The following is a 25,251-nucleotide window of genomic DNA, read 5'->3' as shown; positions in this document are numbered from 1 at the left end:
GCGGTGGACTTATGCTCGGTCCACTCTCAACCGACTACAACAATGAGGTATGCCATGCGTGAAGTGGTGATCGTCGACAGCGTGCGGACTGGCCTGGCCAAGTCCTTTCGCGGCAAGTTCAACCAGACCCGTCCCGATGACATGGCGGCCCATTGCGTCAACGCGCTGCTTGAGCGCAACCACATCGATCCGGCCAGCGTCGAGGACTGCATTGTCGGCGCAGGCTCCAACGAGGGCGCGCAGGGTTACAACATCGGCCGCAATGTGGCAGTGCTGTCGCGCCTGGGCACCGGCACCGCCGGCATGACCCTCAACCGTTTCTGTTCATCGGGTTTGCAGGCGATTGCGATTGCTGCCAACCAGATTGCCTCGGGTTGCAGCGACATCATCGTGGCCGGCGGCGTCGAGTCGATCAGCCTGACGATGAAAAGCGTCAACACTGATCACTTGATCAACCCGCTGCTCAAGCAGCAAACGCCGGGCATCTACTACACCATGGGCCAGACTGCCGAAGTGGTCGCGCGGCGTTATGGCGTCAGCCGTGAAGCGCAGGATCGCTATTCATTGCAGAGCCAGATCCGCACCGCTCAGGCGCAGGCTGCCGGACTGTTCAACGATGAAATCGTGCCGATGGCGGTGAAGTACCGCGTCGAGGACAAAAACACCGGTGCAGTGCAGATTCTCGACGGTGTGGTTGATCGCGACGACTGCAATCGCCCGGACACCACCTATGAAAGTCTCGCCGGGTTGAAACCGGTGTTCGCCGAGGATGGTTCGGTGACGGCGGGCAACTCGTCGCAGCTGTCCGACGGTGCCTCGATGACGCTGGTGATGAGCCTGGAGAAAGCCTTGCAGTTGGGCCTCAAGCCGAAAGCATTTTTCCGCGGCTTCACCGTGGCCGGTTGCGAGCCGGACGAGATGGGCATCGGCCCGGTGTTCTCGGTGCCGAAACTGCTCAAGGCCAAGGGCTTGCAAGTGGCGGATATCGATCTGTGGGAGCTGAACGAGGCGTTCGCGTCGCAGTGCCTGTACAGCCGTGATCGGCTGGAGATCGATAATGAGAAATACAACGTCAATGGCGGCTCGATTTCCATTGGTCACCCGTTTGGCATGACCGGGTCACGGCAGGTCGGGCATCTGGTGCGTGAGTTGCAGCGGCGTAATCTGCGTTACGGCATCGTCACCATGTGCGTGGGCGGCGGGATGGGCGCTACCGGGTTATTTGAAGCGGTGCGTTAACGCAGGAAGTGTTTTGTTGCCTTGTCGATTGTCATCGCGAGCAGGCTCACTCCTACAGTTGGAATGCGTTCCCCTGTAGGAGTGAGCCTGCTCGCGATGGCATCAACCGGTTGTCCGGTTGGAATCCTGTAGCTGCATCCGCGCGATATACGCCTTTATTTCCTGCTCAGCCTTTTCGGGACTGTCGAACGGCCCCTCAAGGGTATTTTCCCGAGTGCTGAAAAACAGTTCGCCATTGACCCGGCACAAGCGATCGCTGCGAAAGTGTGTGGCGGGGGCGCTGTCCTGCGCGCGCATTGCTAACATGATCGGTCTCCTTTGCTGGTGCGCTGGAAGGGATCCAATGAGCTTATGCCTGAAGCACTTAACGCGCCCGGCCAGCCGATCAACGGCGCGACGTCAATTTAATGCTGCGACCTGCACAGTTTCATTCGCGTCCTGGCCTTAACTGTCCCTGTGTCGTGATCGGCGGCGCGCCTAGAATGAGCGCACTTGTCAGCAGGCTTTGGGGTTTCCATGCACATTTCATCGGGTCGCTGGGTGTACGGCTTGTTCCTGGCGCTGCTGACCGCGTTTCTGTGGGGCATCCTGCCGATCAAACTCAAACAGGTGCTGCTGGTGATGGACCCGGTCACAGTGACCTGGTTTCGTCTGTTGGTTTCCGGTGGTTGTCTGTTCGTCTATCTGACGGCGGTGAAACGTCTGCCCAGTCGCAAAGTGCTGGGGCCCAAGGGTGGCTGGCTGGTGCTGATGGCGGTACTCGGGCTGGTCGGCAACTATGTGTTGTACCTGATGGGGCTCAATCTGCTCAGCCCCGGCACTGCGCAACTGGTGGTGCAGATGGGCCCGATCATGTTGTTGATCGCCAGTCTGTTTGTGTTCAAGGAGCGTTTCAGTATTGGTCAGGGAATTGGTCTGGCGGTGCTGTTGATCGGGTTTGTACTGTTTTTCAATCAGCGCCTGGCGGAGTTATTGACCTCGTTGTCGGATTACACCGCAGGCGTGTTGCTGGTGCTGTTGGCGTCGACGGTGTGGACCTTCTATGCGCTGGGCCAGAAGCAATTGCTGACGGTATGGAATTCGTTGCAGGTGATGATGGTGATCTACCTGTTCTGCGCACTGTTGCTGACGCCGTGGGTGCACCCGCTCGAAGCGCTTAACCTGAGTCCGCTGCAGGGCTGGCTGCTGCTGGCGTGCTGCATGAACACGTTGATTGCCTATGGCGCGTTTGCTGAAGCGCTGGCGCATTGGGAGGCGTCGCGGGTCAGTGCGACGTTGGCGATTACGCCGTTGGTGACGTTCGGTGCAGTGGCGATCGCGGCGGGGATCTGGCCCGAATATGTGCATGCCGAGCAGATCAACGGGTTGGGTTATGGCGGCGCGGTGCTGGTGGTGCTGGGCTCGGCGCTGGTGGCGTTGGGGCCTTCGTTGATTGCCGGGCTCAAGGCGCGGCGGATGAAGATGGCAGCAGGCTAACCGCGTCAGGGCCATCGCGAGCAGGCTCACTCCTACATTTGGAACGCATTCCCCCTGTAGGAGTGAGCCTGCTCGCGATGACTTACTAAGAAACGCTACACATCTCAGCCCTTGGCGCCTGCCTCAATCATATTCTTCGGCCGCACCCACGCATCAAACTCTTCATCGGTCAGATAGCCCAACGCCAACGCCGCCTCACGCAAGGTCAGCCCTTCGCTGTAAGCCTTCTTGGCAATCTCCGCCGACTTGTCATAACCAATGTGCGGATTCAGTGCCGTCACCAGCATCAGCCCACGTTCCAGATGCCTGGCCATGACCTCGGCGTCCGGCTCCAGCCCGGCGATGCAGTGCTGCTGGAAGTTACTGCAGCCATCGGCAAGCAGACGAATCGATTGCAGCAGATTGTGGATGATCACCGGTTTGAACACGTTCAACTGCAAGTGACCCTGACTCGCGGCAATGCCGATGGTCACGTCGTTGCCTAGCACCTGACAGGCGAGCATCGACAGCGCTTCGCACTGGGTCGGGTTGACCTTGCCCGGCATGATCGAGCTGCCTGGCTCATTTGCCGGCAGCCGCACTTCGGCAAAACCTGCGCGTGGGCCGGAGCCGAGCAGGCGCAGGTCATTGGCGATTTTCATCAGCGCCACAGCGAGGGTTTTCAGCGCGCCGGACAGGCTGGTCAGTGGTTCGTGGCCGGCGAGGGCGGCGAACTTGTTCGGCGCGGTGACGAAGGGCAGGCCGGACAGGGCCGCCAGTTCTGCAGCAATCGCCTCACCAAAACCATGCGGCGAATTCAGCCCGGTGCCCACTGCGGTGCCGCCCTGAGCCAGTTCACACACGGCTGGCAACGCAGCGCGGATTGCGCGTTCGGCGTAATCCAGCTGCGCGATAAAACCGGAAAGCTCCTGGCCAAAGGTGATCGGCGTCGCGTCCATCATGTGCGTACGCCCGGTCTTCACCAGTTTCATGTGCCGCGCCGCCAGTTCTGCAAGACCACCGGACAACTCGGCGATCGCCGGCAGCAGTTGTTCCTGCACGGCCTGCGCGGTGGCAATGCTCATGGCGGTGGGGAAGCAGTCGTTGGAGCTTTGCGAGCGGTTGACGTGATCGTTCGGGTGCACCGGCGTCTTGCCGCCGCGCGGATTGCCGGCCAGCTCGTTGGCGCGCCCGGCGATGACTTCGTTGACGTTCATGTTGCTCTGCGTGCCGCTGCCGGTCTGCCAGACCACCAGCGGAAACTGGTCGTCGTGCTGGCCGTCGAGCACTTCGTCGGCAGCCTGTTCGATCAGGCGGGCGATGTCGGCGGGCAAATCGCCGTTACGGTCGTTGACCCGTGCAGCGGCTTTCTTGATCAGGGCCAGAGCGTGCAGTACCGGCAGCGGCATGCGTTCCTGACCAATGGCGAAGTTGATCAGCGAGCGTTGCGTCTGAGCACCCCAGTAGGCGTCGTCCGGGACTTCGATCTGGCCCAGGCTGTCGGTTTCGATACGGCTCATCGTGCACACTCCTGTTGGTCTGTTTGCGCAGTTTAGGCCGGCATCGGCCGTGGTGGTTCCCTCGAACCGATTGTTGACCGGTAAAACCCCGCCAATCAAGCACGGCAAGGCTCGGGGGGTTGAGCCACGAGGTTTTTTAGGCGCAGAATGGTCGCCCTTGGGGTTTTACCTCGCCTAGCTGAAAAGGAAACTCGATGACTCGTCTTCGTGCCATCTGCACCGCGGTTGCACTGGTTTGCGCCAGCGGCCAGGTGCTTGCCGATACCGCCAGCCACAACGCCAGTGCTGAAGCTTTCCTGACCCTGGCGCACGCTGACAAGCTGGGCACTCCGGTGTACATGCAAGTGCAGCAAATGTTCGCTCAGCGTTTTGAACAGACCAAAGCCCCGGAAGCCAAGAAAGCCGTACTGGAAACCTACCAGGCCAAGGCCAACGCCGCCCTGGACCAGGCCATCGGCTGGAACAAGCTCAAGCCTGACATGGTCAAGCTTTACACCAGCAACTTCAGCGAATCCGAGCTGAAAGACCTGGTCGCGTTCTACCAGTCGCCACTGGGCAAGAAAGTCCTGGAAAAAATGCCGCAGCTGACCCAGCAATCGGCCCAGATGACCCAGGCCAAACTGGAAAGCGCCGTGCCTGTCGTCAACAAGCTGCTCGACGACATGACCAAAGAGCTGGACCCGAAAGGCGCTGCTGCGCCGGCCAAGAAGAAGTAAGCGGAGTTCGTGATGACCATGCAACAACGCATCGAATCGACGCTGGCCCTGCTTCAGCCTGAGCACCTGCAAGTGCTGGACGAAAGCCACATGCACAGTCGCGGGTTGCAGACGCACTTCAAGGCAGTGGTGGTCAGCGCGCAGTTCGACGGCCTGAACCGGGTCAAACGCCACCAGAAAGTCTACGGCACGCTCGGTGAGCTGATGGGCGAGTTCCATGCGTTGGCGCTGCACACCTACACCCCGCAGGAATGGGCAGAGATCGGCGCCGCTCCGGCATCGCCGACCTGTGCTGGCGGCAGTAAGCATTAAGCTTCGGTTTTTTGCTAGAATCCGCAACGCGCCGCTCACCCGGCGCGTTTTTTTTTGAATCCGGTTCACCCTTTGCGAGGGTAGCCACCTGGAGAAATACCCATGACACAACCGATTGTCGTGGCGGCACTGTATAAGTTCGTCACCCTCGAAGATTACGTCAACCTGCGCGAGCCGCTGCTGCAAGCGATGGTCGACAACCAGATCAAAGGCACCCTGCTGATCGCCGAAGAAGGCATCAACGGCACGGTATCCGGTACTCGCGAAGGCATTGACGGTCTGCTCGCCTGGCTCAAGAACGACCCGCGCATGATCGACATCGATCACAAAGAGTCGTACTGCGACGAGCAGCCGTTCTATCGCACCAAGGTCAAACTGAAAAAAGAGATCGTCACCCTCGGTGTCGAAGGCGTTGATCCGAACAAAAAGGTCGGCACCTACGTTGATCCGCAAGACTGGAACGCGTTGATCAGCGACCCGGAAGTGCTGTTGATCGACACCCGTAACGATTACGAGGTATCGATCGGCACTTTCGAAGGCGCCATCGATCCGAAAACCACCAGTTTTCGCGAATTCCCCGACTACATCAAAGAACACTTCGACCCGGCCGTGCACAAGAAGGTCGCCATGTTCTGCACCGGTGGCATTCGCTGCGAGAAAGCTTCGAGCTACATGCTCGGCGAGGGTTTCGAAGAGGTTTACCACCTCAAGGGTGGCATCCTGAAGTACCTCGAAGAGGTGCCGCAGGAAGAAACCAAGTGGCAGGGCGACTGCTTCGTGTTCGACAACCGTGTGACCGTGCGTCACGACCTCAGCGAAGGCGACTACGATCAATGTCATGCCTGCCGCACACCGGTCAGTGTTGAAGATCGTACCAGCGAGCATTACGTGGCTGGCGTCAGCTGCCCGCATTGCTGGGACACGTTGAGCGAGAAAACCCGCCGCAGCGCCATCGACCGGCAGAAGCAGATCGAACTGGCCAAGGCGCGTAACCAGCCGCACCCGATCGGCTACAACTACAAGCAAGCATCCACCGAGGCTTAACCATGTCTGCGCGCCTGCTCTATGTGATGGATCCGATGTGTTCGTGGTGCTGGGGTTTTGCTCCGGTGGCCAAGGCATTGGTCGAGCAGGCGCAAGCAGCCGGGGTGGAGTTGCATCTGGTGGTCGGTGGTTTGCGCACCGGCAGCGGCTCGGCGCTGGAGCCGACCACGCGTCGCTACATTCTTGAGCATTGGCAAGCGGTCACCGAGGCCACCGGTCAACCGTTCAAGTTTGAAGGTGCGTTACCTGACGGTTTTGTCTACGACACCGAGCCCGCCTGTCGGGCGATCGTCACGGCGCGCAGTCTGGCGCCGGATTGCGCGTGGACACTGGTCAGACTGATCCAGCAGGCGTTTTACGCTGAAGGCCGCGATGTCACCCAGGCCAGCGTTCTGGTCGAGTTGGCGGAGCAGGCCGGCGTGCCGCGCATCGAGTTCGCGGCGTTGTTCGATCATGCCGATCAGCACAAAGCGACTCAGGCTGATTTCAGCTGGGTGCAGGATCTGGGCATCGCCGGTTTTCCGACCCTGCTCGCCGAGCGCAATGGCCAACTGGCGCTGCTGACCAATGGCTATCAACCGCTCAGCGAACTGTCGCCATTGCTCGGCCGCTGGCTGGAACGCGCGGCCTGTGTCTGATCTGGCCGATGACACGCCAGCCGTAAAGCGTGTCGACCGGCTGAGCTGGGCAGAAGTCCGGCGACTGGCACTCACTCACAAAAAATCCCTATGGATCGCCAACGGCGTGGCTGTGCTGGCGACGCTGTGCAGCGTGCCGATCCCATTGCTGTTGCCGCTGCTGGTGGACGAAGTCCTGCTCGGCCATGGCGATGCCGCGCTGAAAGTCATGAACCATGTGCTGCCGACTATGTGGCAGCAAGCGGCGGGCTATATCGGCCTGATGTTGCTGGTGACCCTTACCCTGCGTTGTAGTTCGCTGTGCTTCGGCGTGTTGCAGTCGCGGCTGTTTGCACGGCTGGCCAAGGACATCGTCTATCGTATTCGCGTGCGTTTGATCGAGCGCCTCAAGCGGATTTCCCTCGGCGAATACGAAAGCCTTGGTAGCGGCACAGTAACGACGCACCTGGTCACCGATCTGGATACCCTCGACAAATTCGTCGGCGAAACCCTCAGTCGCTTTCTGGTGGCGATGCTGACGCTGGTCGGCACCGCGAGCATCCTGATGTGGATGCACTGGAAACTGGCGTTGCTGATTCTGCTGTTCAACCCGTTGGTGATCTACGCCACGGTGCAGTTGGGCAAACGCGTCAAACACCTGAAGAAGCTCGAGAACGACAGCACCTCGCGCTTCACCCAGGCGTTGAGCGAAACCCTTGATGCGATTCAGGAGATCCGTGCCGGCAACCGTCAGGGTTTCTTCCTCGGGCGGCTCGGCCTGCGGGCGCAGGAAGTGCGTAACTACGCGGTCAACTCGCAGTGGAAAACCGACGCTTCCAACCGCGCCAGCGGTTTGTTGTTCCAGTTCGGCATCGACATCTTCCGCGCGGCGGCGATGCTCACGGTGTTGTTCTCCGACCTGTCGATCGGCCAGATGCTCGCGGTGTTCAGCTACCTGTGGTTCATGATCGGCCCGGTCGAACAACTGCTCAATCTGCAATACGCCTATTACGCGGCGGGCGGGGCGCTGGCGCGGATCAATGAACTGCTGGCGCGCGCCGATGAGCCGCAATATCCCGGCGGTGTCGATCCGTTCAAGGGCCGGGACACCGTAGGTATTCAGGTACAGGGCCTGAGCTTCGGCTACGGCGATGAACTGGTGCTGGATCAGCTGAATCTGTCGATTGCTCCCGGTGAAAAAGTCGCGATTGTCGGCGCCAGTGGCGGCGGCAAAAGTACCCTCGTGCAATTGCTGCTCGGGCTCTATACACCACTGTCCGGGACCATCCGCTTCGGCGGTTCGACCCAGCAGGAAATCGGTCTGGACACGGTTCGCGAAAACGTCGCGGTGGTGTTGCAGCACCCGGCGCTGTTCAACGACACCGTGCGCGCCAACCTGACCATGGGCCGCACCCGCAGTGACGAGGCGTGCTGGCAGGCGCTGGAAATCGCTCAGCTCGAAGCGACCATCCGCGCCTTGCCCAATGGTCTGGACAGTATCGTCGGCCGCTCCGGCGTGCGCCTGTCCGGCGGGCAGCGGCAACGTCTGGCCATCGCGCGGATGATCCTCGCCGAGCCGAGAGTCGTGATCCTCGACGAAGCCACCTCGGCCCTCGACGCCGCCACCGAGTACAACCTGCATCAGGCCATGGCGCGCTTCCTCAATGGCCGTACCACGCTGATCATTGCCCACCGACTGTCGGCGGTGAAACAGGCTGATCGCGTGCTGGTGTTCGATGGCGGTCAGGTCGCTGAAGATGGCGATCATCAGCAGTTGATTGCCGACGGTGGCCTGTATGCCAAGCTCTATGGTCATCTGCAGCAGATTCAGCGCCCTTGAGTTTCGTGCCGGTTTCTGCGCTTAGTGCTTGAATTGCATTAAGTAAAATCACTCGGAACGCCCGTACAGTCCCGCCATTTGCACAATCGACCTAGAGGACGGCAGAGCTGTCCCTTTGACTTGGCGAAAATTAGCCTAGGCTGAGCTGTCAGGAGCGGGATTTTCCGGTGTTCATCTGGCAGTGCTTGCGCAAGGGATCTCATGAAGCAAAAGCGGACTCTCGGAACGCCACGGTTGTTGGGCATCGTCTGGCCATTTATTGCCGTCGTGTTGTTCCAAGCGTTATTGGGCGGCGTGAGTCTTTACGTGCTCTCGGCGGTTCGCGGTTACGTCGCCGGCGAGAGCCTCTGGTCCAAGGGCCAGAAAGACGCGATTTACTACCTCAATCTCTACGCCGACAGCCGTGACGAGGCGATTTTCCTCAAGTACCGCACTGCGATCGGTGTGCCGCAAGGCGGGCATCAGTTGCGCCTGGCGCTGGATCATCAGCCGCCGGATCTGGCCGCGGCGCGCGAAGGCATTCTCAAGGGTGGCAACCACCCGGACGATGTTTCCAGCCTGATCTGGCTGTACCTCAACTTCCGCCATTTCAGTTATCTGGAAACCGCAATTGACCGCTGGACGGTCGGTGACGCCTATCTGGTCGAGCTGGATGACGTGGCGCAGGAGATGCACCGCAGCATTTCGCAAAACACCGCCAGCAGCGCCGATATCCAGGGTTGGAAAGCACGCATTTTTGCCATCAACGATGGCGTGACCCCGGCCGCGAAAGCCTTCAGCGATGCGCTAGGCGAAGGCTCGCGGATGATCCTGCGGCTGCTGCTGTTGACCAATCTCGCCACGGCGCTGGGGCTGATCGTGCTGGCCCTGTGGCGTACGCACAAGTTGCTCAAACAGCGCCATGCCTTTGCCGAGGCGCTGCAACTGGAGAAGGATCGGGCGCACGTCACCTTGCATTCGATCGGTGATGGCGTCATCACCACCGACGTCAGTGGCGCGATCGATTACATGAACCCGGCCGCTGAAGCCATGACCCACTGGAAGGCCGAACAGGCCGCGGGTTTGCCGCTGGCGGCATTGTTCAATCTGCTCGACGACAACGCCCAGTCCGAAGGGCTGACCCTGATCGAGCACATTCTCAGCGGCAAGCTCAGTGGCGGCAGCGAGCACTCGAAGCTGATCCAGCGCCTCGATGGCACGACATTGTCGGTGACCCTGGTCGGCGCGCCGATCCGTAATGCCGGAAAGGTCAGTGGCACGGTGCTGGTGTTGCACGATATGACCCAGGAACGGCAATACATCGCCAATCTGTCGTGGCAGGCCACCCATGACGCGCTGACCGGGCTGGCTAACCGTCGCGAGTTCGAATATCGCCTGGAGCAGGCGCTGCACAACCTCACGCGCCATACCGGGCGGCATGCGCTGATGTTCCTCGATCTTGATCAATTCAAACTGGTCAACGACACCTGCGGCCATGCCGCCGGCGATGAGTTGTTGCGGCACATTTGTACGCTGCTGCAGTCCGGATTGCGCGAGGGCGATACGCTGGCGCGACTGGGTGGTGATGAGTTCGGCATTTTGCTGGAGAACTGCGCGCCGGACGCGGCGGAAAAGATTGCCGAGGCGCTGCGTCAGACTGTGCAGAATCTGCACTTTGTCTGGAAGGGGCGGCCGTTCCTGACCACCGTGAGCATTGGCCTGGTGCATATCGCACAAACCCCGACGACCCTCGAAGCCTCATTGCGCGCCGCAGATATGGCCTGTTACATGGCCAAGGAAAAGGGCCGCAACCGCGTGCAGGTCTATCACGCTGACGATTCCGAACTGTCCCTGCGCTTTGGTGAGATGGCCTGGGTGCAGCGCTTGCACATGGCCCTGGAAGAAAACCGTTTTTGTCTGTACGCCCAGGAAATCGCTCCGCTCAAGCCGGGCGACAACAACGGTGGGCACATCGAGATTCTGCTGCGTCTGCACGATGAAGCGGGGCGGATGATTCTGCCGGACAGTTTCATTCCGGCCGCCGAGCGCTATGGTTTGATGAGTCAACTGGATCGTTGGGTAGTTCAGAATGTATTCAAGGTTATTGCTCAATGTATTGCCCAGGAACATCAACAACCTTTAGCAATGTGTGCGATTAATCTGTCAGGCATTACTATAGGAGATGACGCGTTTTTGCACTTTCTGCGGGAGCAGTTTGTTAACTACGCAATACCGCCTGAAATGATTTGTTTTGAAATTACAGAAACCAGTGCAATTTCAAATCTGGGCAGTGCAATAAGATTTATTAATGAACTCAAAGGCTTAGGTTGCTATTTTTCGTTAGATGATTTTTGCGCCGGAATGTCTTCATTCGCTTATCTGAAACATTTGCCTGTAGACTTCCTGAAGATCGACGGGAGTTTCGTAAAGGATATGCTGGACGACCCGATTAACCGCGCAATGGTCGAAGTGATCAATCACATCGGGCATGTCATGGGTAAAAAGACAATTGCCGAGTTTGTTGAAACAATCCAGATCGAGCAGGCCCTGCTTGAGATTGGTGTGGATTACGCTCAGGGTTATGTTATAGAACGCCCACAGTTGTTTACCTGCGACAGTTTGCAAAGTCGGCCCGCCAGACCGCAACCGCTGTTATTCAAAGCGCCTGGCACGTTCCGTTGAAATCTCTCGCCGATCCTTACAATCACAAATCAAAAGGAGCCGAACAGTGATCGACACATTCAACCGAACCGGACCACTCATGGAAGCTGCAAGTTATCCTGCCTGGGCACAACAGCTCATTGCAGATTGCAGCGAGAGCAAGCGCCGGGTTGTCGAACATGAACTTTACCTGCGCATGCGTGATAACAAGCTCAGCGCCAGAACCATGCGTCAGTACCTGATCGGGGGCTGGCCGGTGGTTGAGCAATTTGCGCTGTACATGGCGCAGAATCTCACCAAAACCAGGTTTGCCCGGCATCCGGGCGAAGACATGGCGCGGCGCTGGCTGATGCGCAATATCCGCGTTGAACTCAATCATGCGGATTATTGGGTGCACTGGAGTCGTGCACATGGCGTCAGCCTGGAAGACCTTCAGGCCCAACATGTGCCGCCCGAGCTGCATGCCTTGAGTCATTGGTGCTGGCACACCAGTTCAGCCGATTCGTTGATTGTGGCCATCGCGGCCACCAACTATGCCATCGAAGGCGCGACCGGGGAGTGGTCGGCGCTGGTTTGCTCCACTGGCGTGTACGCCGCAGCGTTTCCCGAAGAGGATCGCAAGCGTGCAATGAAGTGGCTGAAGATGCACGCCCAGTACGATGATGCTCATCCTTGGGAAGCGCTGGAAATCATCTGCACCCTGGCCGGGATGAACCCGAGCAAGGCGTTGCAGGCCGAGTTGCGTCAGGCCGTCTGCAAGAGCTATGACTACATGTATCTGTTTCTGGAGCGTTGCATGCAACTGGAGACGTCGGAACGTTTGCTGGTCAACCGAGAGCGCAGGGCGGTAGTCGAGAGCTGATTCAAGCCTCACGCAATACCAATGTGGGAGCGAGCCTGCTCGCGAAGGGGTCATGTCAGTCAGCATTGCTTTGACTGATTCACCGCTTTCGCGAGCAAGCTCGCTCCCACACTGTTTTGTGTTGCCTGAAAGGCTTAGCCCGCCATCGCCAGGCGGTTGCGACCTTCACGCTTGGCCACATACAACGCACTGTCGGCGCGCCGCAGCAAGCTGTCAGCCGATTCGCCCGGCAACAACGTCGAACATCCCAGGCTCACCGTCAATTCAATCAACTGCCCATCGGCATAGTATTCGGCCGCCTGCGTCGCATAACGAAGGCGTTCGCCGACCATTGCCGCCGCATCCCGGCTGGTGTTGGACAGCAGCACCAGAAACTCTTCGCCACCGTAACGGAACACCATGTCGACGTTGCGCAGTTGCGCCTTGATTGTCGCCGCGATGGCTTTAAGCACGTCATCGCCGGCGCTGTGGCCATGGCTGTCGTTGACCCGTTTGAAGTGGTCGATATCCAGCATCAGCAGCGACAACGGTTGCTGATGCCGGCGGGACATATCGATCTCCCGCTGCAGGGTTTGCTCCATGGCGATGCGGTTACCGGCGCCGGTCAGCGGATCGCGCAGGGCACTCTGAGTCGCCTCGCGATAAAGCAGCGCGTTGCGCATCGGGTACAGCAAGGATGACAGTAACGACTCCAGTTGACCTTGTTCCTTGTCGTTGAAGCGCTGATTGCGACGGAACACCAGTTCGCCCATGTGCTCGCCTTCGTGGCTCAGGGTATAGCTGATCGAGTGGTGGCCGCGGGCACCGAACTCCAGACGCAGGTCACTGCCCTGATGCACGTAGCTAAGCGCGTCCAGGGGCACGAGACGCTGAACTTCGCGGAAAAACAGACCGAGGATGCGTTGCGGCTCGAGGCTGGTTTGCAGTTGCAGGCTCATTTGCTGGCGCAATTGCGCAAGACTGGCCGGTCGCTCCAGAAGGGGAGGCAGCTGACCAAAGCCCAGGCGTTGCAATTTGGCACTGTCAAAGTCAATTGCATTGGTCTGGGAGGGTGATTTCATATGGCGTGAGCCCCTAAAGCAGTAAGTCTGTCTTACAGGCTGGGTGAGAGCGGCTATGGGCTGCGCGTCATACTGATCCATCAGTCCCGTAGGACATTTGGCGTAAGTTTAGTCTGCCTGAAGACGATTAGTCAGCTATCGAAATCGGCCTTGCCCCACTGCCTTCACACGGCATGCTTTGAGGATATTTAGAGCGAAAGTCGTGCCATTCGGTTCGGTTTTATTTAAACCGTTTGGAATCAACAAGTTGGCTGAGCGAGGAGGAAGGGTGCGGTGGAAAATTGACTGAAATATGACAGTCGCCAGCGGCAAATGCATGCCGCGACAGGAATCTGCCGCGGCAACAAAAGCGACGTATGGCAGTTATTGCGCGTTGAACGCCTGTCCATTGATGCCGGTGCTGTCCGGGCCCATCAGGTACAGGTAGACCGGCATGATCTCCTCCGGCGTCGGATTGTTCAGCGGGTTTTCGCCCGGATAGGCTTGTGCGCGCATGCTGGTGCGGGTGCCGCCCGGGTTGATGCTGTTGGAGCGAACTGGCGCGACGCCGTCGACTTCATCGGCCAGGGTTTGCATCAAGCCTTCGGTGGCGAACTTCGATACGCCATAAGCGCCCCAGTACGCACGGCCCTTGCGCCCGACGCTGCTGGAGGTGAACACCACCGAGGCATCCTGCGACAGCTTGAGCAGCGGCAGCAGGGTGCTGGTCAGCATGAACATGGCGTTGACGTTGACTTGCATGACGCGCATGAAGTTTTCACCGGACAACTGTTCGATCGGCGTGCGCGGGCCGATGATCGATGCGTTGTGCAGCAGGCCGTCGAGGTGGCCGAACTCGGTCTCGATCATCGCGGCCAGCTCATCGTACTGATGGGGCAGGGCGGTTTCGAGGTTGAACGGAATCACTGCCGGTTGAGGGTGGCCTGCCGCTTCGATTTCGTCATAGACCTGCGTCAGGTTCGCTTCGGTCTTGCCCAGCAGCAATACGGTGGCGCCGTGGGCCGCGTAGGTTTTCGCGGCCGCCGCGCCTATGCCACGACCGGCACCGGTGACCAGAATGACCCGATCCTTGAGCAATTCGGGGCGAGCGGAATAATCAAACATAAAAACCTCACAATCCATTAATAGCTAAAAGATCGCAGCCTGCGGCAGCTCCTACAAATGATCACTGTTCTGTAGGAGCTGCCGCAGGCTGCGATCTTTTGACTTTGATCAGCAACTGCAAAGCGCGCTATCGAGCACCTTGCGCAGCTCCGACGGATGATCCACCACCACGTCCGCCCCCCAATGCCGCGGGTTGTCGTCCGGATGGATATAACCAAACGTCACCGCCGCCGTTTTCGTACCGGCATCGCGCCCCGACTCGATATCACGCAGATCATCACCGACAAACAGCACAGTCGACGGATCCAGATCAAGCATCTTGCACGCAAGAATCAACGGCTCCGGATCCGGCTTGCTGTTCTTCACGTGATCCGGGCAGATCAGCAAGGCCGAACGCTCAGCCAATCCCAGTTGCTGCATGATCGGCTCGGCAAAGCGCAGTGGCTTGTTGGTGACCACGCCCCAGACCAGCTTGGCCTTTTCGATATCAGCCAGCAGTTCACCCATGCCGTCAAACAGTTTGCTGTGCACGGCGCAGCCAACCAGATAGCGCTCAAGGAACTCCAGACGCAGTTCTTCGAAGCCCGGCGATTCCGGGTCCATCGAAAACGTCACCGCGACCATGGCTTTGGCGCCACCGGAAATCTCGTCGCGGATGTGCTTGTCGTTGATCGGCGGCAAGCCGCGATCTGCACGCATGGCCTGGCAGATGGCGATGAAGTCCGGCGCCGTGTCGAGCAGGGTGCCGTCCATGTCGAAGAGAACTGCTCTGATCGCCATCGGCTTACTCCTCGCGCAGGGTCTGGATCATGTAGTTGACGTCAACGTCGCTGGCCAGCTTGTAGTGCTTGGTCAGCGGGTTGTAGGTCAGGCCGATGATGTCTTTGACGGTCAGGCCGGCCATGCGGCTCCAGGCACCCAGCTCGGACGGGCGGATGAATTTCTTGAAATCGTGGGTGCCGCGCGGCAGCAGCTTCATGATGTATTCAGCGCCGATGATGGCGAACAGGTAGGCCTTCGGGTTGCGGTTGATGGTCGAGAAGAACACCTGACCGCCCGGCTTGACCATGCGGAAGCAGGCGCGGATCACTGACGAGGGATCCGGCACGTGCTCGAGCATTTCCAGGCACGTGACCACGTCAAACTGCTCCGGCATTTCTTCGGCCAGGGCTTCGGCGGTGATCTGGCGGTACTCAACGCTGACGCCGGACTCCAGCTGATGCAGTTGCGCGACCGCCAGCGGCGCTTCGCCCATGTCGATGCCCATCACAGTAGCGCCGCGTTGCGCCATGGCTTCGCTGAGGATGCCGCCGCCGCAACCGACATCGAGGACTTTCTTGCCGGCCAGATTGACCCGCTCGTCAATCCAGTTGACCCGCAGCGGGTTGATGTCGTGCAGTGGTTTGAACTCGCTTTCGCGGTCCCACCAGCGATGGGCCAAGGCTTCGAATTTGGCGATTTCGGCGTGGTCGACGTTGCTCATGTTAAATCCTCTAAAACTTTAAAAGTGCTGTAGCCCTGGCGTTTGCGCCAAGGTGTTTACGATTCGGTGTGGCCGCTGATGCGCTGGCCCCAGGTCCGGGCGGTGGCGCCCAGTTGCTCTTCGTCCATGCGCGTCAGGCGGCGGTCGTCGAGCAGTTGCTTGCCGGCGACCCACAGGTGTTTCACGCAATCGCGACCGGTGGCATATATAAGCTGCGAAACCGGGTCATACACTGGTTGCTGCGCCAGACCGGACAGGTCGAAAGCGACGATGTCCGCAGCTTTGCCGATTTCCAGCGAGCCGACTTGCGCTTCGATCCCCAGTGCGCGCGCGCCATTCAGCGTGGCCATGCGCAGTGCTCGATGGGCATCCAGCGCGGTGGCCGAACCGGCGACGGCTTTGGCCAGTAGGGCGGCGGTGCGGGTTTCGCCGAGCAGATCCAGATCGTTATTGCTGGCGGCGCCATCGGTGCCAACGGCCACGTTGACGCCAGCCTGCCACAAACGCTCGACCGGGCAGAAGCCGCTGGCGAGTTTCAGGTTCGATTCCGGGCAGTGGATCACGCTGGTGTTGCTTTCTACCAGCAACGCCAGGTCGTCATCGCTGATCTGGGTCATGTGTACGGCCTGGAAGCGCGGGCCTAGCAGGCCCAGACGACCGAGGCGCGCGAGCGGACGTTCACCGCGCTGCTCCAGTGACTGCTGAACTTCGAAAGCGGTTTCGTGCACGTGCATATGGATCGAGGCGTCCAGCTCCTCGGCAATCACACGGATTTTCTCGAGGTTTTCGTCGCCGACGGTGTACGGTGCATGGGGGCCGAAGGTGATCTTGATCCGTTCATGGTGCTTGAGATCGCCGAACAACTCGACGCCCTGACGAATGGCTTCATCGGCGCTGCTGGCGCCCGGAATCGGGAAATCAAGGATTGGAATGGCGATCTGCGCGCGAATACCGCTGTTGTGCACGCGCTCGCTGGCGACTTTCGGGAAGAAATACATGTCTGAGAAACAGGTTATGCCGCCCTTGATCTGCTCGGCGATAGCCAAATCAGTCCCGTCGCGAACGAAATCTTCATCGACCCACTTGGCCTCGGCCGGCCAGATGTGATTTTCCAGCCAGGTCATCAGCGGCAAATCATCGGCCAAGCCACGAAACAGCGTCATCGCCGCATGACCGTGCGCATTGATCAGACCGGGGGCGAGCAGCACATCCGGCAATTCCCGGGTTTCTGTGGCGTTACACTTCAATGCTTCGGCGCGCGGGCCGATAAACACGATGCGACCGTCGCGGATGCCCAGGCCGTGCTCCTTGAGCACAACGCCTGCAGGTTCGACGGGTACCAGCCAGGTCGGCAGCAATAATAAGTCGAGCGCAATGGCAGGTTTCGGCATCGAAGGTCGGTTCCAGTGCTTTTGTAAAGGATGGCGAAGTATACCCGAGCGTCTTCGCGGGGGGATCGCTATAATCGGCGGCTTTTGTTCATGAGTGCGGGGTGAGGGATGCGCGATCGACTGTTGGCTGCGGAGAAAGTAAAGGCCATCGATTGGCGAGATGGCGCGCTTCACCTGCTGGATCAGCGTATTTTGCCGTTCGAGGAAACCTGGATTGCCTACACCAGCGCCGCCGGCGTGGCTAAGGCGATTCGTTCGATGGTGGTGCGCGGTGCGCCGGCCATCGGCATCAGCGCAGCCTATGGCATTGTGCTGGCGGCCCGTGCCCGTCTGGCCGAAGGTGGCGACTGGGCTGCGGCGCTGGAAGAAGATTTCGCCTTGCTGGCCGATTCTCGTCCGACCGCAGTCAATCTGTTCTGGGCGTTGGGCCGGATGCACGATCGACTGGATCGTCTGAAAGGCAACGCCGACCCGTTGGCGGCGCTGGAAGCCGAAGCCATTGCCATTCATGAAAGCGACCGCGAAGCCAACCTGACCATGGCCCAACTCGGCGTTGACCTGATCCGCAAGCACCAGGGCAATGCGCAGGCGATTCTGACTCACTGCAACACCGGTGCGCTGGCTACCGGCGGGTTCGGTACGGCACTGGGGGTGATTCGCGCGGCTTATCTGGAAGGCATGGTCGAGCGCGTTTATGCCGATGAAACCCGTCCGTGGCTGCAGGGGTCGCGCCTGACCGCTTGGGAACTGGCCAACGAAGGCATTCCGGTCACCCTGAATGCCGACTCCGCCGCTGCGCACATCATGAAAACCAAAGGCGTGACCTGGGTGATCGTCGGTGCGGACCGCATCACCGCCAACGGTGACGTGGCCAACAAGATCGGCACCTACCAACTGGCGGTCAACGCCATGCACCATGGCGTGCGTTTCATGGTAGTGGCGCCAAGTTCGACCATCGACATGAATCTGGCCAGCGGTGATGACATCCCGATCGAGGAGCGTGATGGCGCCGAGTTGCTCGAAGTGGGTGGCAAGCGCGTCGGCGCGGACGTTGAAGCGTTCAACCCGGTATTTGACGTGACGCCGGCTGACCTGATCGACGCGATCGTCACCGAAAAAGGCATCGTCGAGCGCCCGGATACCGCGAAAATGGCCCAGTTGATGTGCCGCAAACGCCTGCATTGATGCGGTGATACTCAATGTAGGAGCTGCCGAAGGCTGCGATCTCTTGATCTTGCTTTTTAGAGGTCAGGATCAAAAGATCGCAGCCTTCGGCAGCTCCTACAGGTGTGCGTGCCCCTAAAAGTCAATAAACATCGCTAATTCAAGCCGCAAATCTGCATTCAACTAAGCTCTGAGCCTCTCTCGTCTCCGTTAAGCCTGTCACCGGTCAACTAACTATGCTCCATGCGCATCAGGGGGATAGGTGCGTGGCGGCTCTTGTGATAACATCCGGCGTTTTCCGAGGCAGCTCCACGGAGCTGTCTTTACTGCGCAAATCCGCGATCCAATGTTGATTTGTCGTAAGTCGGTGCATGGCACTCGGTCTGCCCCGACGAGCTTCGTTGGTCCCATATGGATATGACGAAGTTTCACCAGAAAAAGGAATCAGGCTTCTCATGGGCGAACTGGCCAAAGAAATCCTCCCGGTCAATATCGAAGACGAGCTGAAACAGTCCTACCTCGACTACGCGATGAGCGTGATCGTCGGCCGTGCACTGCCGGATGCGCGCGATGGCCTCAAGCCCGTGCACCGTCGCGTACTGTTCGCGATGAGCGAGCTGGGCAACGACTTCAACAAGCCGTACAAGAAATCTGCCCGTGTTGTCGGCGACGTGATCGGTAAGTATCACCCGCACGGTGATACTGCGGTGTACGACACCATCGTTCGTATGGCCCAGCCTTTCTCCCTGCGCTACCTGCTGGTAGACGGTCAGGGCAACTTCGGTTCGGTCGACGGCGACAACGCCGCGGCCATGCGATACACCGAAGTGCGCATGACCAAGCTGGCGCACGAGTTGCTGGCTGACCTGCACAAGGAAACCGTGGACTGGGTGCCGAACTACGACGGCACCGAAATGATCCCGGCGGTCATGCCGACCCGTATCCCCAACCTGCTGGTCAACGGCTCCAGCGGTATCGCCGTGGGCATGGCGACCAACATTCCGCCGCACAACCTCGGTGAAGTCATCGATGGTTGCCTGGCGCTCATCGACAACCCTGAGCTGACCGTCGATGAACTGATGCAATACATCCCTGGTCCGGACTTCCCGACCGCCGCGATCATCAACGGTCGCGCCGGCATCATCGAAGCTTACCGTACCGGTCGTGGCCGTATTTACATGCGCGCCCGCTCGATCATTGAAGACATCGACAAGGTCGGTGGCCGTCAGCAGATCGTCATCACCGAGCTGCCGTACCAGCTGAACAAGGCGCGTCTGATCGAGAAGATCGCCGAGCTGGTCAAAGAGAAGAAGCTGGAAGGCATCACCGAACTGCGCGACGAGTCCGACAAGGACGGTATGCGCGTCGTGATCGAACTGCGTCGCGGCGAAGTGCCTGAGGTGATCCTCAACAACCTCTACGCCCAGACCCAGCTGCAATCGGTATTCGGCATCAACATCGTTGCGCTGATCGACGGCCGCCCACGCATTCTGAACCTCAAGGATTTGCTGGAAGCCTTCGTCCGTCACCGTCGCGAAGTGGTCACCCGTCGTACCGTGTTCGAACTGCGCAAGGCGCGCGAGCGTGGCCACATCCTCGAAGGTCAGGCCGTTGCCCTGTCGAACATCGACCCGGTCATCGCCCTGATCAAGGCTTCGCCGACGCCGTCGGAAGCCAAAGAAGCGCTGGTCAGCACGCCGTGGGAATCCTCGGCAGTGGTGGCGATGGTTGAGCGTGCCGGTGCCGACTCGTGCCGTCCGGAAAACCTCGATCCGCAATACGGTCTGCGTGAAGGCAAGTACTTCCTGTCGCCAGAACAGGCGCAAGCCATTCTGGAACTGCGTCTGCACCGTCTGACCGGTCTGGAACACGAAAAACTGCTGGCCGAGTATCAAGAGATCCTCAACCAGATCGGCGAGCTGATCCGCATCCTCAACAGCGCCGTGCGCCTGATGGAAGTGATCCGCGAAGAGCTGGAAGTGATCCGCGCCGAATACGGCGACCAGCGTCGCACCGAGATTCTCGATGCCCGTCTCGATCTGACCCTGGGTGACATGATCCCGGAAGAAGAGCGCGTCGTGACCATCTCCCACGGTGGCTACGCCAAGACCCAGCCATTGGCTGCGTATCAGGCTCAGCGTCGTGGCGGTAAAGGCAAGTCGGCCACCGGCGTCAAGGATGAGGACTACATCGCTCACCTGCTGGTTGCCAACAGCCACACCACGCTGCTGCTGTTCTCCAGCAAGGGCAAGGTGTACTGGCTCAAGACCTACGAGATTCCGGAAGCGTCCCGCGCTGCCCGTGGTCGTCCGCTGGTCAATCTTCTGCCATTGAGCGAAGGCGAATACATCACCACCATGCTGCCGGTCGATCTCGAAGCCATGAAGCGTCAGGCTGATGAAGAAGAGGCCGAAGGCGCCGAGGCTGATGTAGAAGAAATCGAAAACAGCAACGAGACCGATGAAGAGCGTCGTGCTCGCATCAAGGCTGCCGACCGCAAGAAAGCCCCGTTCATCTTCATGTCGACCGCCAACGGTACCGTGAAGAAGACCCCGCTGGTGGCCTTCAGCCGTCAGCGCAGCGTCGGTCTGATCGCGCTGGAACTGGACGAAGGCGACATCCTGATCTCCGCCGCCATTACCGATGGCGAGCAGGAAATCATGCTGTTCTCCGACGGCGGCAAAGTGACTCGCTTCAAGGAATCCGAAGTTCGCGCCATGGGCCGTACCGCCCGCGGTGTGCGTGGTATGCGTCTGCCAGAAGGGCAGAAGCTGATTTCCATGCTGATTCCGGAAGAAGGCAGCGAAATCCTCACGGCTTCCGAGCGCGGCTACGGCAAGCGCACGGCGATCACCGAGTTCCCTGAATACAAGCGTGGCGGTCAGGGCGTTATCGCCATGGTCAGCAACGAGCGTAACGGCCGTCTGGTCGGCGCGGTTCAGGTGCAGGACGGTGAAGAAATCATGTTGATCTCCGATCAGGGCACTCTGGTGCGTACCCGTGTCGACGAAGTGTCGAGCCTGGGCCGTAACACTCAGGGCGTCACGCTGATCAAGCTGGCCAAGGATGAAACCCTGGTCGGGCTGGAGCGGGTTCAGGAGCCTTCGGAAGTTGAAGGTGAAGAGCTTGAGGGTGAAGAGGGCGAGGAATTCGAAGGCAATGTCGTGATCGACGATGCTGCCGAAGACCAGCAACTTGACGCCGCAGCAGACGAAGAACCGCAAGAATAAGCGGACAAACGAGGGGGCGGATGAGAATTCGCCCCCTTGTTATTTGTCCGGTATGAAATATCGTCAGGCAAGGAGATCCCCTGTAGGAGTGAGCCTGCTCGCGATAGCGGTGTGTCAGATAAGCATTCGTTGACTGACACACCGCTATCGCGAGCAGGCTCACTCCTACACTGGAAAGCGTTTCATCGCCGCTCCACTGTCGACGGTCGATACGATTTAATGCGTGATATCAAATCAGAGCGAGATTGGATGTGAGCAAGCGAGCCTATAACTTCTGCGCCGGTCCTGCGGCGCTTCCTGAAGCTGTCCTGCAACGTGCCCAGGGTGAACTCCTTGATTGGCACGGCAAGGGTCTGTCGGTCATGGAAATGAGCCATCGCAGCGATGAGTTCGTGTCCATTGCCACCCAGGCCGAGCAGGATCTGCGTGACCTGCTGAATATCCCGTCGAACTACAAAGTGCTGTTTCTGCAAGGTGGCGCCAGTCAGCAGTTCGCGCAGATTCCACTGAACCTGCTGCCGGAAAACGGCTCGGCCGACTATATCGACACCGGTATCTGGTCGCAGAAAGCCATCGAAGAAGCCTCGCGCTACGGTCACGTCAACGTTGCCGCTACCGCCAAACCTTACGACTACTTCGCCATCCCGGGCCAGAACGAGTGGAACCTGTCGAAAGACGCCGCTTACGTTCACTACGCGCCGAACGAAACCATCGGCGGTCTGGAATTCCAGTGGATCCCCGAAACCGGTGACGTGCCGCTGGTGGCCGACATGTCTTCGGACATCCTCTCGCGTCCGGTCGATATCTCGCGTTTCGGCATGATCTACGCCGGCGCACAGAAAAACATCGGCCCGAGCGGCATCGTCGTCAACATCATCCGCGAAGACCTGCTCGGCAAGGCGCGTTCGCTGTGCCCGACGATGCTCGACTACAAAGTCGCGGCCGATAACGGCTCGATGTACAACACCCCGCCGACACTGGCCTGGTACCTGTCCGGTCTGGTGTTCCAGTGGCTGAAAGAGCAGGGTGGCGTTGAAGCGATCGCCAAGCTCAATGATGTCAAGCAGCGCACGCTTTACGACTTCATCGACGCCAGCGGCCTCTACAGCAACCCGATCAACAAGTCGGACCGCTCGTGGATGAACGTGCCGTTCCGTCTGGCTGATGATCGTCTGGACAAGCCTTTCCTGGTCGGTGCCGAAGAGCGCGGCTTGCTCAATCTGAAGGGCCACCGCTCCGTGGGCGGCATGCGCGCCTCCATCTACAACGCCGTCGACATCACCGCCGTTAACGCGCTGGTGGCGTACATGGCTGAATTCGAGAAGGAACACGGCTGATGTCCGAGCAAGAACTCAAGGCACTGCGCGTTCGTATTGACGCTCTGGACACCAAAGTCCTTGAGCTGATCAGTGAGCGTGCGCGTTGCGCCCAGGAAGTCGCGCGAGTAAAGATGGCCTCGCTGGCCGAAGGCGAAGTGCCGGTGTTCTATCGTCCTGAGCGCGAAGCTCAGGTGCTCAAGCGCGTGATGGAGCGCAATCAGGGACCGCTGGGTAACGAAGAGATGGCGCGGCTTTTCCGCGAAATCATGTCCTCGTGCCTGGCGCTGGAGCAGCCGCTGAAAGTGGCTTACCTCGGCCCTGAAGGCACCTTCACCCAGGCTGCAGCGATGAAGCACTTCGGTCACGCCGTGATCAGCAAGCCGATGGCGGCGATCGACGAAGTGTTCCGTGAAGTGGCGGCCGGTGCGGTGAACTTTGGCGTGGTGCCGGTGGAAAACTCCACCGAAGGCGCGGTCAATCACACGCTGGACAGCTTCCTCGAACACGACATGGTCATCTGTGGTGAAGTCGAGCTGCGCATTCACCATCACTTGTTGGTCGGTGAGAACACCAAGACCGACAGCATCAGCCGCATCTATTCCCACGCGCAATCGCTGGCCCAGTGCCGCAAGTGGCTGGACGCGCATTACCCGAATGTCGAGCGCGTTGCGGTATCGAGCAACGCCGAAGCGGCCAAGCGGGTCAAGGGTGAGTGGAACTCGGCGGCGATTGCCGGTGACATGGCGGCCGGTCTGTATGGCCTGACGCGTCTGGCCGAGAAGATCGAAGACCGTCCGGATAACTCGACACGCTTCCTGATGATTGGTAATCAGGAAGTGCCGCCGACCGGTGACGACAAGACCTCGATCATCGTATCGATGAGCAACAAGCCCGGCGCGCTCCACGAGCTGCTGGTGCCGTTCCACGACAACGGGATCGACCTGACCCGCATCGAAACCCGTCCATCGCGCAGCGGTAAATGGACCTACGTGTTCTTCATCGACTTCGTCGGCCACCACCGTGATCCGTTGATCAAAGGTGTACTGGAAAAGATCAGTCAGGAAGCAGTAGCACTCAAAGTGCTGGGTTCCTACCCGAAAGCAGTTCTCTAAGGGCGTTAGCAAATGAGTGGCAACTTCCTCGCTCTGGCACAGCCGGGCGTGCAACAACTTTCGCCGTACGTTCCGGGCAAGCCTGTGGACGAACTGGCGCGCGAGCTGGATCTGGATCCGGCCAAAATCGTCAAACTGGCGAGCAATGAAAATCCGCTAGGCGCCAGTCCGAAAGCCTTGGCGGCGATCCGCGAAGAGCTGGCCGAACTGACGCGTTACCCGGATGGCAACGGTTTTGCGCTGAAATCCCTGCTGGCCGAGCAGTGCCGTGTCGAACTGAGCCAGGTCACTCTGGGCAACGGTTCCAATGACATTCTTGAGCTGGTCGCGCGTGCCTATCTGGCACCGGGCCTGAACGCTGTTTTCAGCGAGCATGCGTTTGCGGTGTATCCGATTGCCACTCAGGCGGTCGGTGCTCAGGCCAAAGTGGTGCCGGCCAAGGATTGGGGGCATGACCTGCCTGCGATGCTCGCCGCTATCGATGCCAACACCCGCGTGGTGTTTATCGCCAACCCGAACAACCCGACCGGTACCTGGTTCGGCGCAGAAGCGCTGGACGAGTTCCTGCAGGATGTTCCGGAGCATGTACTGGTGGTGCTGGACGAGGCTTATATCGAATACGCCGAAGGCAGTGATCTGCCGGATGGTCTGGATTTCCTCGCGGCTTACCCGAACCTGCTGGTTTCGCGCACCTTCTCCAAGGCTTATGGTCTGGCGGCACTGCGCGTCGGCTACGGTCTGTCGACCCCGGTGGTGGCGGACGTGCTGAACCGTGTTCGCCAACCGTTCAACGTCAACAGCCTCGCCTTGGCGGCAGCCTGTGCGGCGTTGAAGGATGAGGAATATCTGGCGCAAAGCCGCCAGCTCAACGAGGCGGGCATGCAGCAGCTGCAAGCCGGTTTCCGTGAATTGGGCCTGAGCTGGATCGAATCCAAAGGCAACTTCATCTGCGTCGACCTCGGTCGGGTAGCTGCTCCGATATTTCAGGGCTTGCTGCGCGAAGGCGTGATCGTGCGTCCGGTGGCCAACTACGGCATGCCGAACCACCTGCGGGTGACCATTGGTCTGCCGGCGGAAAACAGCCGCTTCCTCGAAGCGCTGCGCAAGGTTCTGGCTCGTGGGTGATGTCACTGCACTGCAAT

The 25,251-nt window shown here is 59.5% G+C and carries 21 protein-coding genes; 14 read left to right on the top strand and 7 right to left on the bottom strand.

The annotated features are described in order from the left end of the window. Positions 1 to 54: 54 nt before the first annotated feature. Positions 55 to 1,239 carry a thiolase family protein gene (locus H8F23_RS08680; protein ID WP_194934052.1) on the top strand — a complete coding sequence of 395 codons (1,185 nt, stop codon included), beginning with the start codon at positions 55 to 57 and terminating at the stop codon, positions 1,237 to 1,239. A gap of 102 nt (positions 1,240 to 1,341) precedes the next feature. Here H8F23_RS08680 and H8F23_RS08675 read toward each other — a convergent pair whose 3' ends face one another. Then, positions 1,342 to 1,545, bottom strand: coding sequence for a DUF6316 family protein (locus H8F23_RS08675; protein WP_194934051.1), 204 nt, complete (start codon positions 1,543 to 1,545; stop codon positions 1,342 to 1,344). Positions 1,546 to 1,755: 210 nt separating this feature from the next. Here H8F23_RS08675 and H8F23_RS08670 point away from each other — a divergent pair, with 210 nt between their 5' ends. Then, the gene (locus H8F23_RS08670; RefSeq protein ID WP_194934050.1) at positions 1,756 to 2,715 is read left to right on the top strand and encodes a DMT family transporter; all 960 of its coding nucleotides are present in this window, start codon (positions 1,756 to 1,758) and stop codon (positions 2,713 to 2,715) included. Positions 2,716 to 2,819: 104 nt separating this feature from the next. Here H8F23_RS08670 and H8F23_RS08665 read toward each other — a convergent pair whose 3' ends face one another. Then, positions 2,820 to 4,214 carry a class II fumarate hydratase gene (locus H8F23_RS08665; protein WP_194934049.1) on the bottom strand — a complete coding sequence of 465 codons (1,395 nt, stop codon included), beginning with the start codon at positions 4,212 to 4,214 and terminating at the stop codon, positions 2,820 to 2,822. A 194-nt stretch (positions 4,215 to 4,408) separates the two neighbouring features. On the opposite strand from H8F23_RS08665, the gene H8F23_RS08660 reads away from it, so the two are divergent. The 7 genes from H8F23_RS08660 to H8F23_RS08630 all read left to right on the top strand — a co-directional run bounded on the left by H8F23_RS08660 (position 4,409) and on the right by H8F23_RS08630 (position 12,245). After that, positions 4,409 to 4,930 carry a DUF2059 domain-containing protein gene (locus tag H8F23_RS08660; protein WP_034155305.1) on the top strand — a complete coding sequence of 174 codons (522 nt, stop codon included), beginning with the start codon at positions 4,409 to 4,411 and terminating at the stop codon, positions 4,928 to 4,930. A gap of 12 nt (positions 4,931 to 4,942) precedes the next feature. Beyond that, entirely contained in the window at positions 4,943 to 5,242 is a 300-nt protein-coding gene (locus tag H8F23_RS08655) for a BolA family protein (protein WP_007908388.1), read from the top strand. 102 nt (positions 5,243 to 5,344) lie between these two features. After that, positions 5,345 to 6,286 carry an oxygen-dependent tRNA uridine(34) hydroxylase TrhO gene (gene trhO / locus H8F23_RS08650; RefSeq protein WP_194934048.1) on the top strand — a complete coding sequence of 314 codons (942 nt, stop codon included), beginning with the start codon at positions 5,345 to 5,347 and terminating at the stop codon, positions 6,284 to 6,286. 35 nt (positions 6,287 to 6,321) lie between these two features. Next, entirely contained in the window at positions 6,322 to 6,924 is a 603-nt protein-coding gene (locus tag H8F23_RS08645; protein ID WP_194934173.1) for a DsbA family protein, read from the top strand. Continuing rightward, positions 6,917 to 8,743: an ABC transporter ATP-binding protein gene (locus H8F23_RS08640; RefSeq protein ID WP_194934047.1), complete on the top strand. Its 1,827-nt coding sequence runs from the start codon at positions 6,917 to 6,919 to the stop codon at positions 8,741 to 8,743. Before H8F23_RS08645 ends, H8F23_RS08640 begins: the two co-directional genes overlap by 8 nt. Before the next feature lie 201 nt (positions 8,744 to 8,944). Beyond that, a complete protein-coding gene (locus H8F23_RS08635) occupies positions 8,945 to 11,404 on the top strand; it encodes an EAL domain-containing protein (RefSeq protein ID WP_194934046.1) in 2,460 nt (819 codons plus the stop codon). A gap of 79 nt (positions 11,405 to 11,483) precedes the next feature. Beyond that, positions 11,484 to 12,245 carry a TenA family transcriptional regulator gene (locus tag H8F23_RS08630; protein WP_189661354.1) on the top strand — a complete coding sequence of 254 codons (762 nt, stop codon included), beginning with the start codon at positions 11,484 to 11,486 and terminating at the stop codon, positions 12,243 to 12,245. Between the two features lie 134 nt (positions 12,246 to 12,379). On the opposite strand, the gene H8F23_RS08625 is transcribed toward H8F23_RS08630, so the two are convergent. The 5 genes from H8F23_RS08625 to H8F23_RS08605 form a co-directional block, all read right to left on the bottom strand. Further along, positions 12,380 to 13,306: a GGDEF domain-containing protein gene (locus H8F23_RS08625; RefSeq protein WP_093435313.1), complete on the bottom strand. Its 927-nt coding sequence runs from the start codon at positions 13,304 to 13,306 to the stop codon at positions 12,380 to 12,382. A gap of 363 nt (positions 13,307 to 13,669) precedes the next feature. Then, entirely contained in the window at positions 13,670 to 14,410 is a 741-nt protein-coding gene (locus H8F23_RS08620) for a YciK family oxidoreductase (protein ID WP_025113079.1), read from the bottom strand. Between the two features lie 108 nt (positions 14,411 to 14,518). Further along, positions 14,519 to 15,190, bottom strand: coding sequence for an N-acetylmuramic acid 6-phosphate phosphatase MupP (mupP, locus tag H8F23_RS08615; protein WP_194934045.1), 672 nt, complete (start codon positions 15,188 to 15,190; stop codon positions 14,519 to 14,521). Positions 15,191 to 15,194: 4 nt separating this feature from the next. Further along, entirely contained in the window at positions 15,195 to 15,893 is a 699-nt protein-coding gene (gene ubiG / locus H8F23_RS08610; protein WP_093435309.1) for a bifunctional 2-polyprenyl-6-hydroxyphenol methylase/3-demethylubiquinol 3-O-methyltransferase UbiG, read from the bottom strand. A 56-nt stretch (positions 15,894 to 15,949) separates the two neighbouring features. Further along, the gene (locus H8F23_RS08605; RefSeq protein ID WP_194934044.1) at positions 15,950 to 17,284 is read right to left on the bottom strand and encodes a TRZ/ATZ family hydrolase; all 1,335 of its coding nucleotides are present in this window, start codon (positions 17,282 to 17,284) and stop codon (positions 15,950 to 15,952) included. A 108-nt stretch (positions 17,285 to 17,392) separates the two neighbouring features. Here H8F23_RS08605 and mtnA point away from each other — a divergent pair, with 108 nt between their 5' ends. The 5 genes from mtnA (at position 17,393) to hisC (ending at position 25,234) form a co-directional block, all read left to right on the top strand. Further along, a complete protein-coding gene (mtnA, locus tag H8F23_RS08600; RefSeq protein WP_194934043.1) occupies positions 17,393 to 18,469 on the top strand; it encodes an S-methyl-5-thioribose-1-phosphate isomerase in 1,077 nt (358 codons plus the stop codon). A 434-nt stretch (positions 18,470 to 18,903) separates the two neighbouring features. Beyond that, a complete protein-coding gene (gyrA, locus tag H8F23_RS08595) occupies positions 18,904 to 21,678 on the top strand; it encodes a DNA gyrase subunit A (RefSeq protein WP_093435302.1) in 2,775 nt (924 codons plus the stop codon). A 251-nt stretch (positions 21,679 to 21,929) separates the two neighbouring features. After that, complete coding sequence (gene serC / locus H8F23_RS08590) at positions 21,930 to 23,015, top strand: 3-phosphoserine/phosphohydroxythreonine transaminase (protein WP_194934042.1); 1,086 nt, start codon at positions 21,930 to 21,932, stop codon at positions 23,013 to 23,015. Next, positions 23,015 to 24,109 (top strand): prephenate dehydratase, encoded by a 1,095-nt coding sequence (pheA, locus tag H8F23_RS08585; protein WP_016770924.1) that lies wholly within the window; start codon positions 23,015 to 23,017, stop codon positions 24,107 to 24,109. Before serC ends, pheA begins: the two co-directional genes overlap by 1 nt. A 12-nt stretch (positions 24,110 to 24,121) precedes the next feature. Continuing rightward, positions 24,122 to 25,234 (top strand): histidinol-phosphate transaminase, encoded by a 1,113-nt coding sequence (gene hisC, locus H8F23_RS08580; RefSeq protein WP_194934041.1) that lies wholly within the window; start codon positions 24,122 to 24,124, stop codon positions 25,232 to 25,234. Positions 25,235 to 25,251: the final 17 nt, after the last annotated feature.

Source organism: Pseudomonas neuropathica (genome assembly GCF_015461835.1).
GTDB lineage: Bacteria > Pseudomonadota > Gammaproteobacteria > Pseudomonadales > Pseudomonadaceae > Aquipseudomonas > Aquipseudomonas neuropathica.
This window is presented reverse-complemented; position numbering and strand designations above follow the sequence as displayed.

Excerpts from the sequence above, each read along its gene's own strand:
- H8F23_RS08680 (WP_194934052.1), top strand. The coding sequence starts at position 55 with ATGCGTGAAGTGGTGATCGTCGACAGCGTGCGGACTGGCCTGGCCAAG.
- H8F23_RS08675 (WP_194934051.1), bottom strand. The coding sequence starts at position 1,545 with ATGTTAGCAATGCGCGCGCAGGACAGCGCCCCCGCCACACACTTTCGC.
- H8F23_RS08670 (WP_194934050.1), top strand. The coding sequence starts at position 1,756 with ATGCACATTTCATCGGGTCGCTGGGTGTACGGCTTGTTCCTGGCGCTG.
- H8F23_RS08665 (WP_194934049.1), bottom strand. The coding sequence starts at position 4,214 with ATGAGCCGTATCGAAACCGACAGCCTGGGCCAGATCGAAGTCCCGGAC.
- H8F23_RS08660 (WP_034155305.1), top strand. The coding sequence starts at position 4,409 with ATGACTCGTCTTCGTGCCATCTGCACCGCGGTTGCACTGGTTTGCGCC.
- H8F23_RS08655 (WP_007908388.1), top strand. The coding sequence starts at position 4,943 with ATGACCATGCAACAACGCATCGAATCGACGCTGGCCCTGCTTCAGCCT.
- trhO (WP_194934048.1), top strand. The coding sequence starts at position 5,345 with ATGACACAACCGATTGTCGTGGCGGCACTGTATAAGTTCGTCACCCTC.
- H8F23_RS08645 (WP_194934173.1), top strand. The coding sequence starts at position 6,322 with ATGTGTTCGTGGTGCTGGGGTTTTGCTCCGGTGGCCAAGGCATTGGTC.
- H8F23_RS08635 (WP_194934046.1), top strand. The coding sequence starts at position 8,945 with ATGAAGCAAAAGCGGACTCTCGGAACGCCACGGTTGTTGGGCATCGTC.
- H8F23_RS08630 (WP_189661354.1), top strand. The coding sequence starts at position 11,484 with ATGGAAGCTGCAAGTTATCCTGCCTGGGCACAACAGCTCATTGCAGAT.
- H8F23_RS08625 (WP_093435313.1), bottom strand. The coding sequence starts at position 13,306 with ATGAAATCACCCTCCCAGACCAATGCAATTGACTTTGACAGTGCCAAA.
- H8F23_RS08620 (WP_025113079.1), bottom strand. The coding sequence starts at position 14,410 with ATGTTTGATTATTCCGCTCGCCCCGAATTGCTCAAGGATCGGGTCATT.
- mupP (WP_194934045.1), bottom strand. The coding sequence starts at position 15,190 with ATGGCGATCAGAGCAGTTCTCTTCGACATGGACGGCACCCTGCTCGAC.
- ubiG (WP_093435309.1), bottom strand. The coding sequence starts at position 15,893 with ATGAGCAACGTCGACCACGCCGAAATCGCCAAATTCGAAGCCTTGGCC.
- H8F23_RS08605 (WP_194934044.1), bottom strand. The coding sequence starts at position 17,284 with ATGCCGAAACCTGCCATTGCGCTCGACTTATTATTGCTGCCGACCTGG.
- mtnA (WP_194934043.1), top strand. The coding sequence starts at position 17,393 with ATGCGCGATCGACTGTTGGCTGCGGAGAAAGTAAAGGCCATCGATTGG.
- gyrA (WP_093435302.1), top strand. The coding sequence starts at position 18,904 with ATGGGCGAACTGGCCAAAGAAATCCTCCCGGTCAATATCGAAGACGAG.
- pheA (WP_016770924.1), top strand. The coding sequence starts at position 23,015 with ATGTCCGAGCAAGAACTCAAGGCACTGCGCGTTCGTATTGACGCTCTG.
- hisC (WP_194934041.1), top strand. The coding sequence starts at position 24,122 with ATGAGTGGCAACTTCCTCGCTCTGGCACAGCCGGGCGTGCAACAACTT.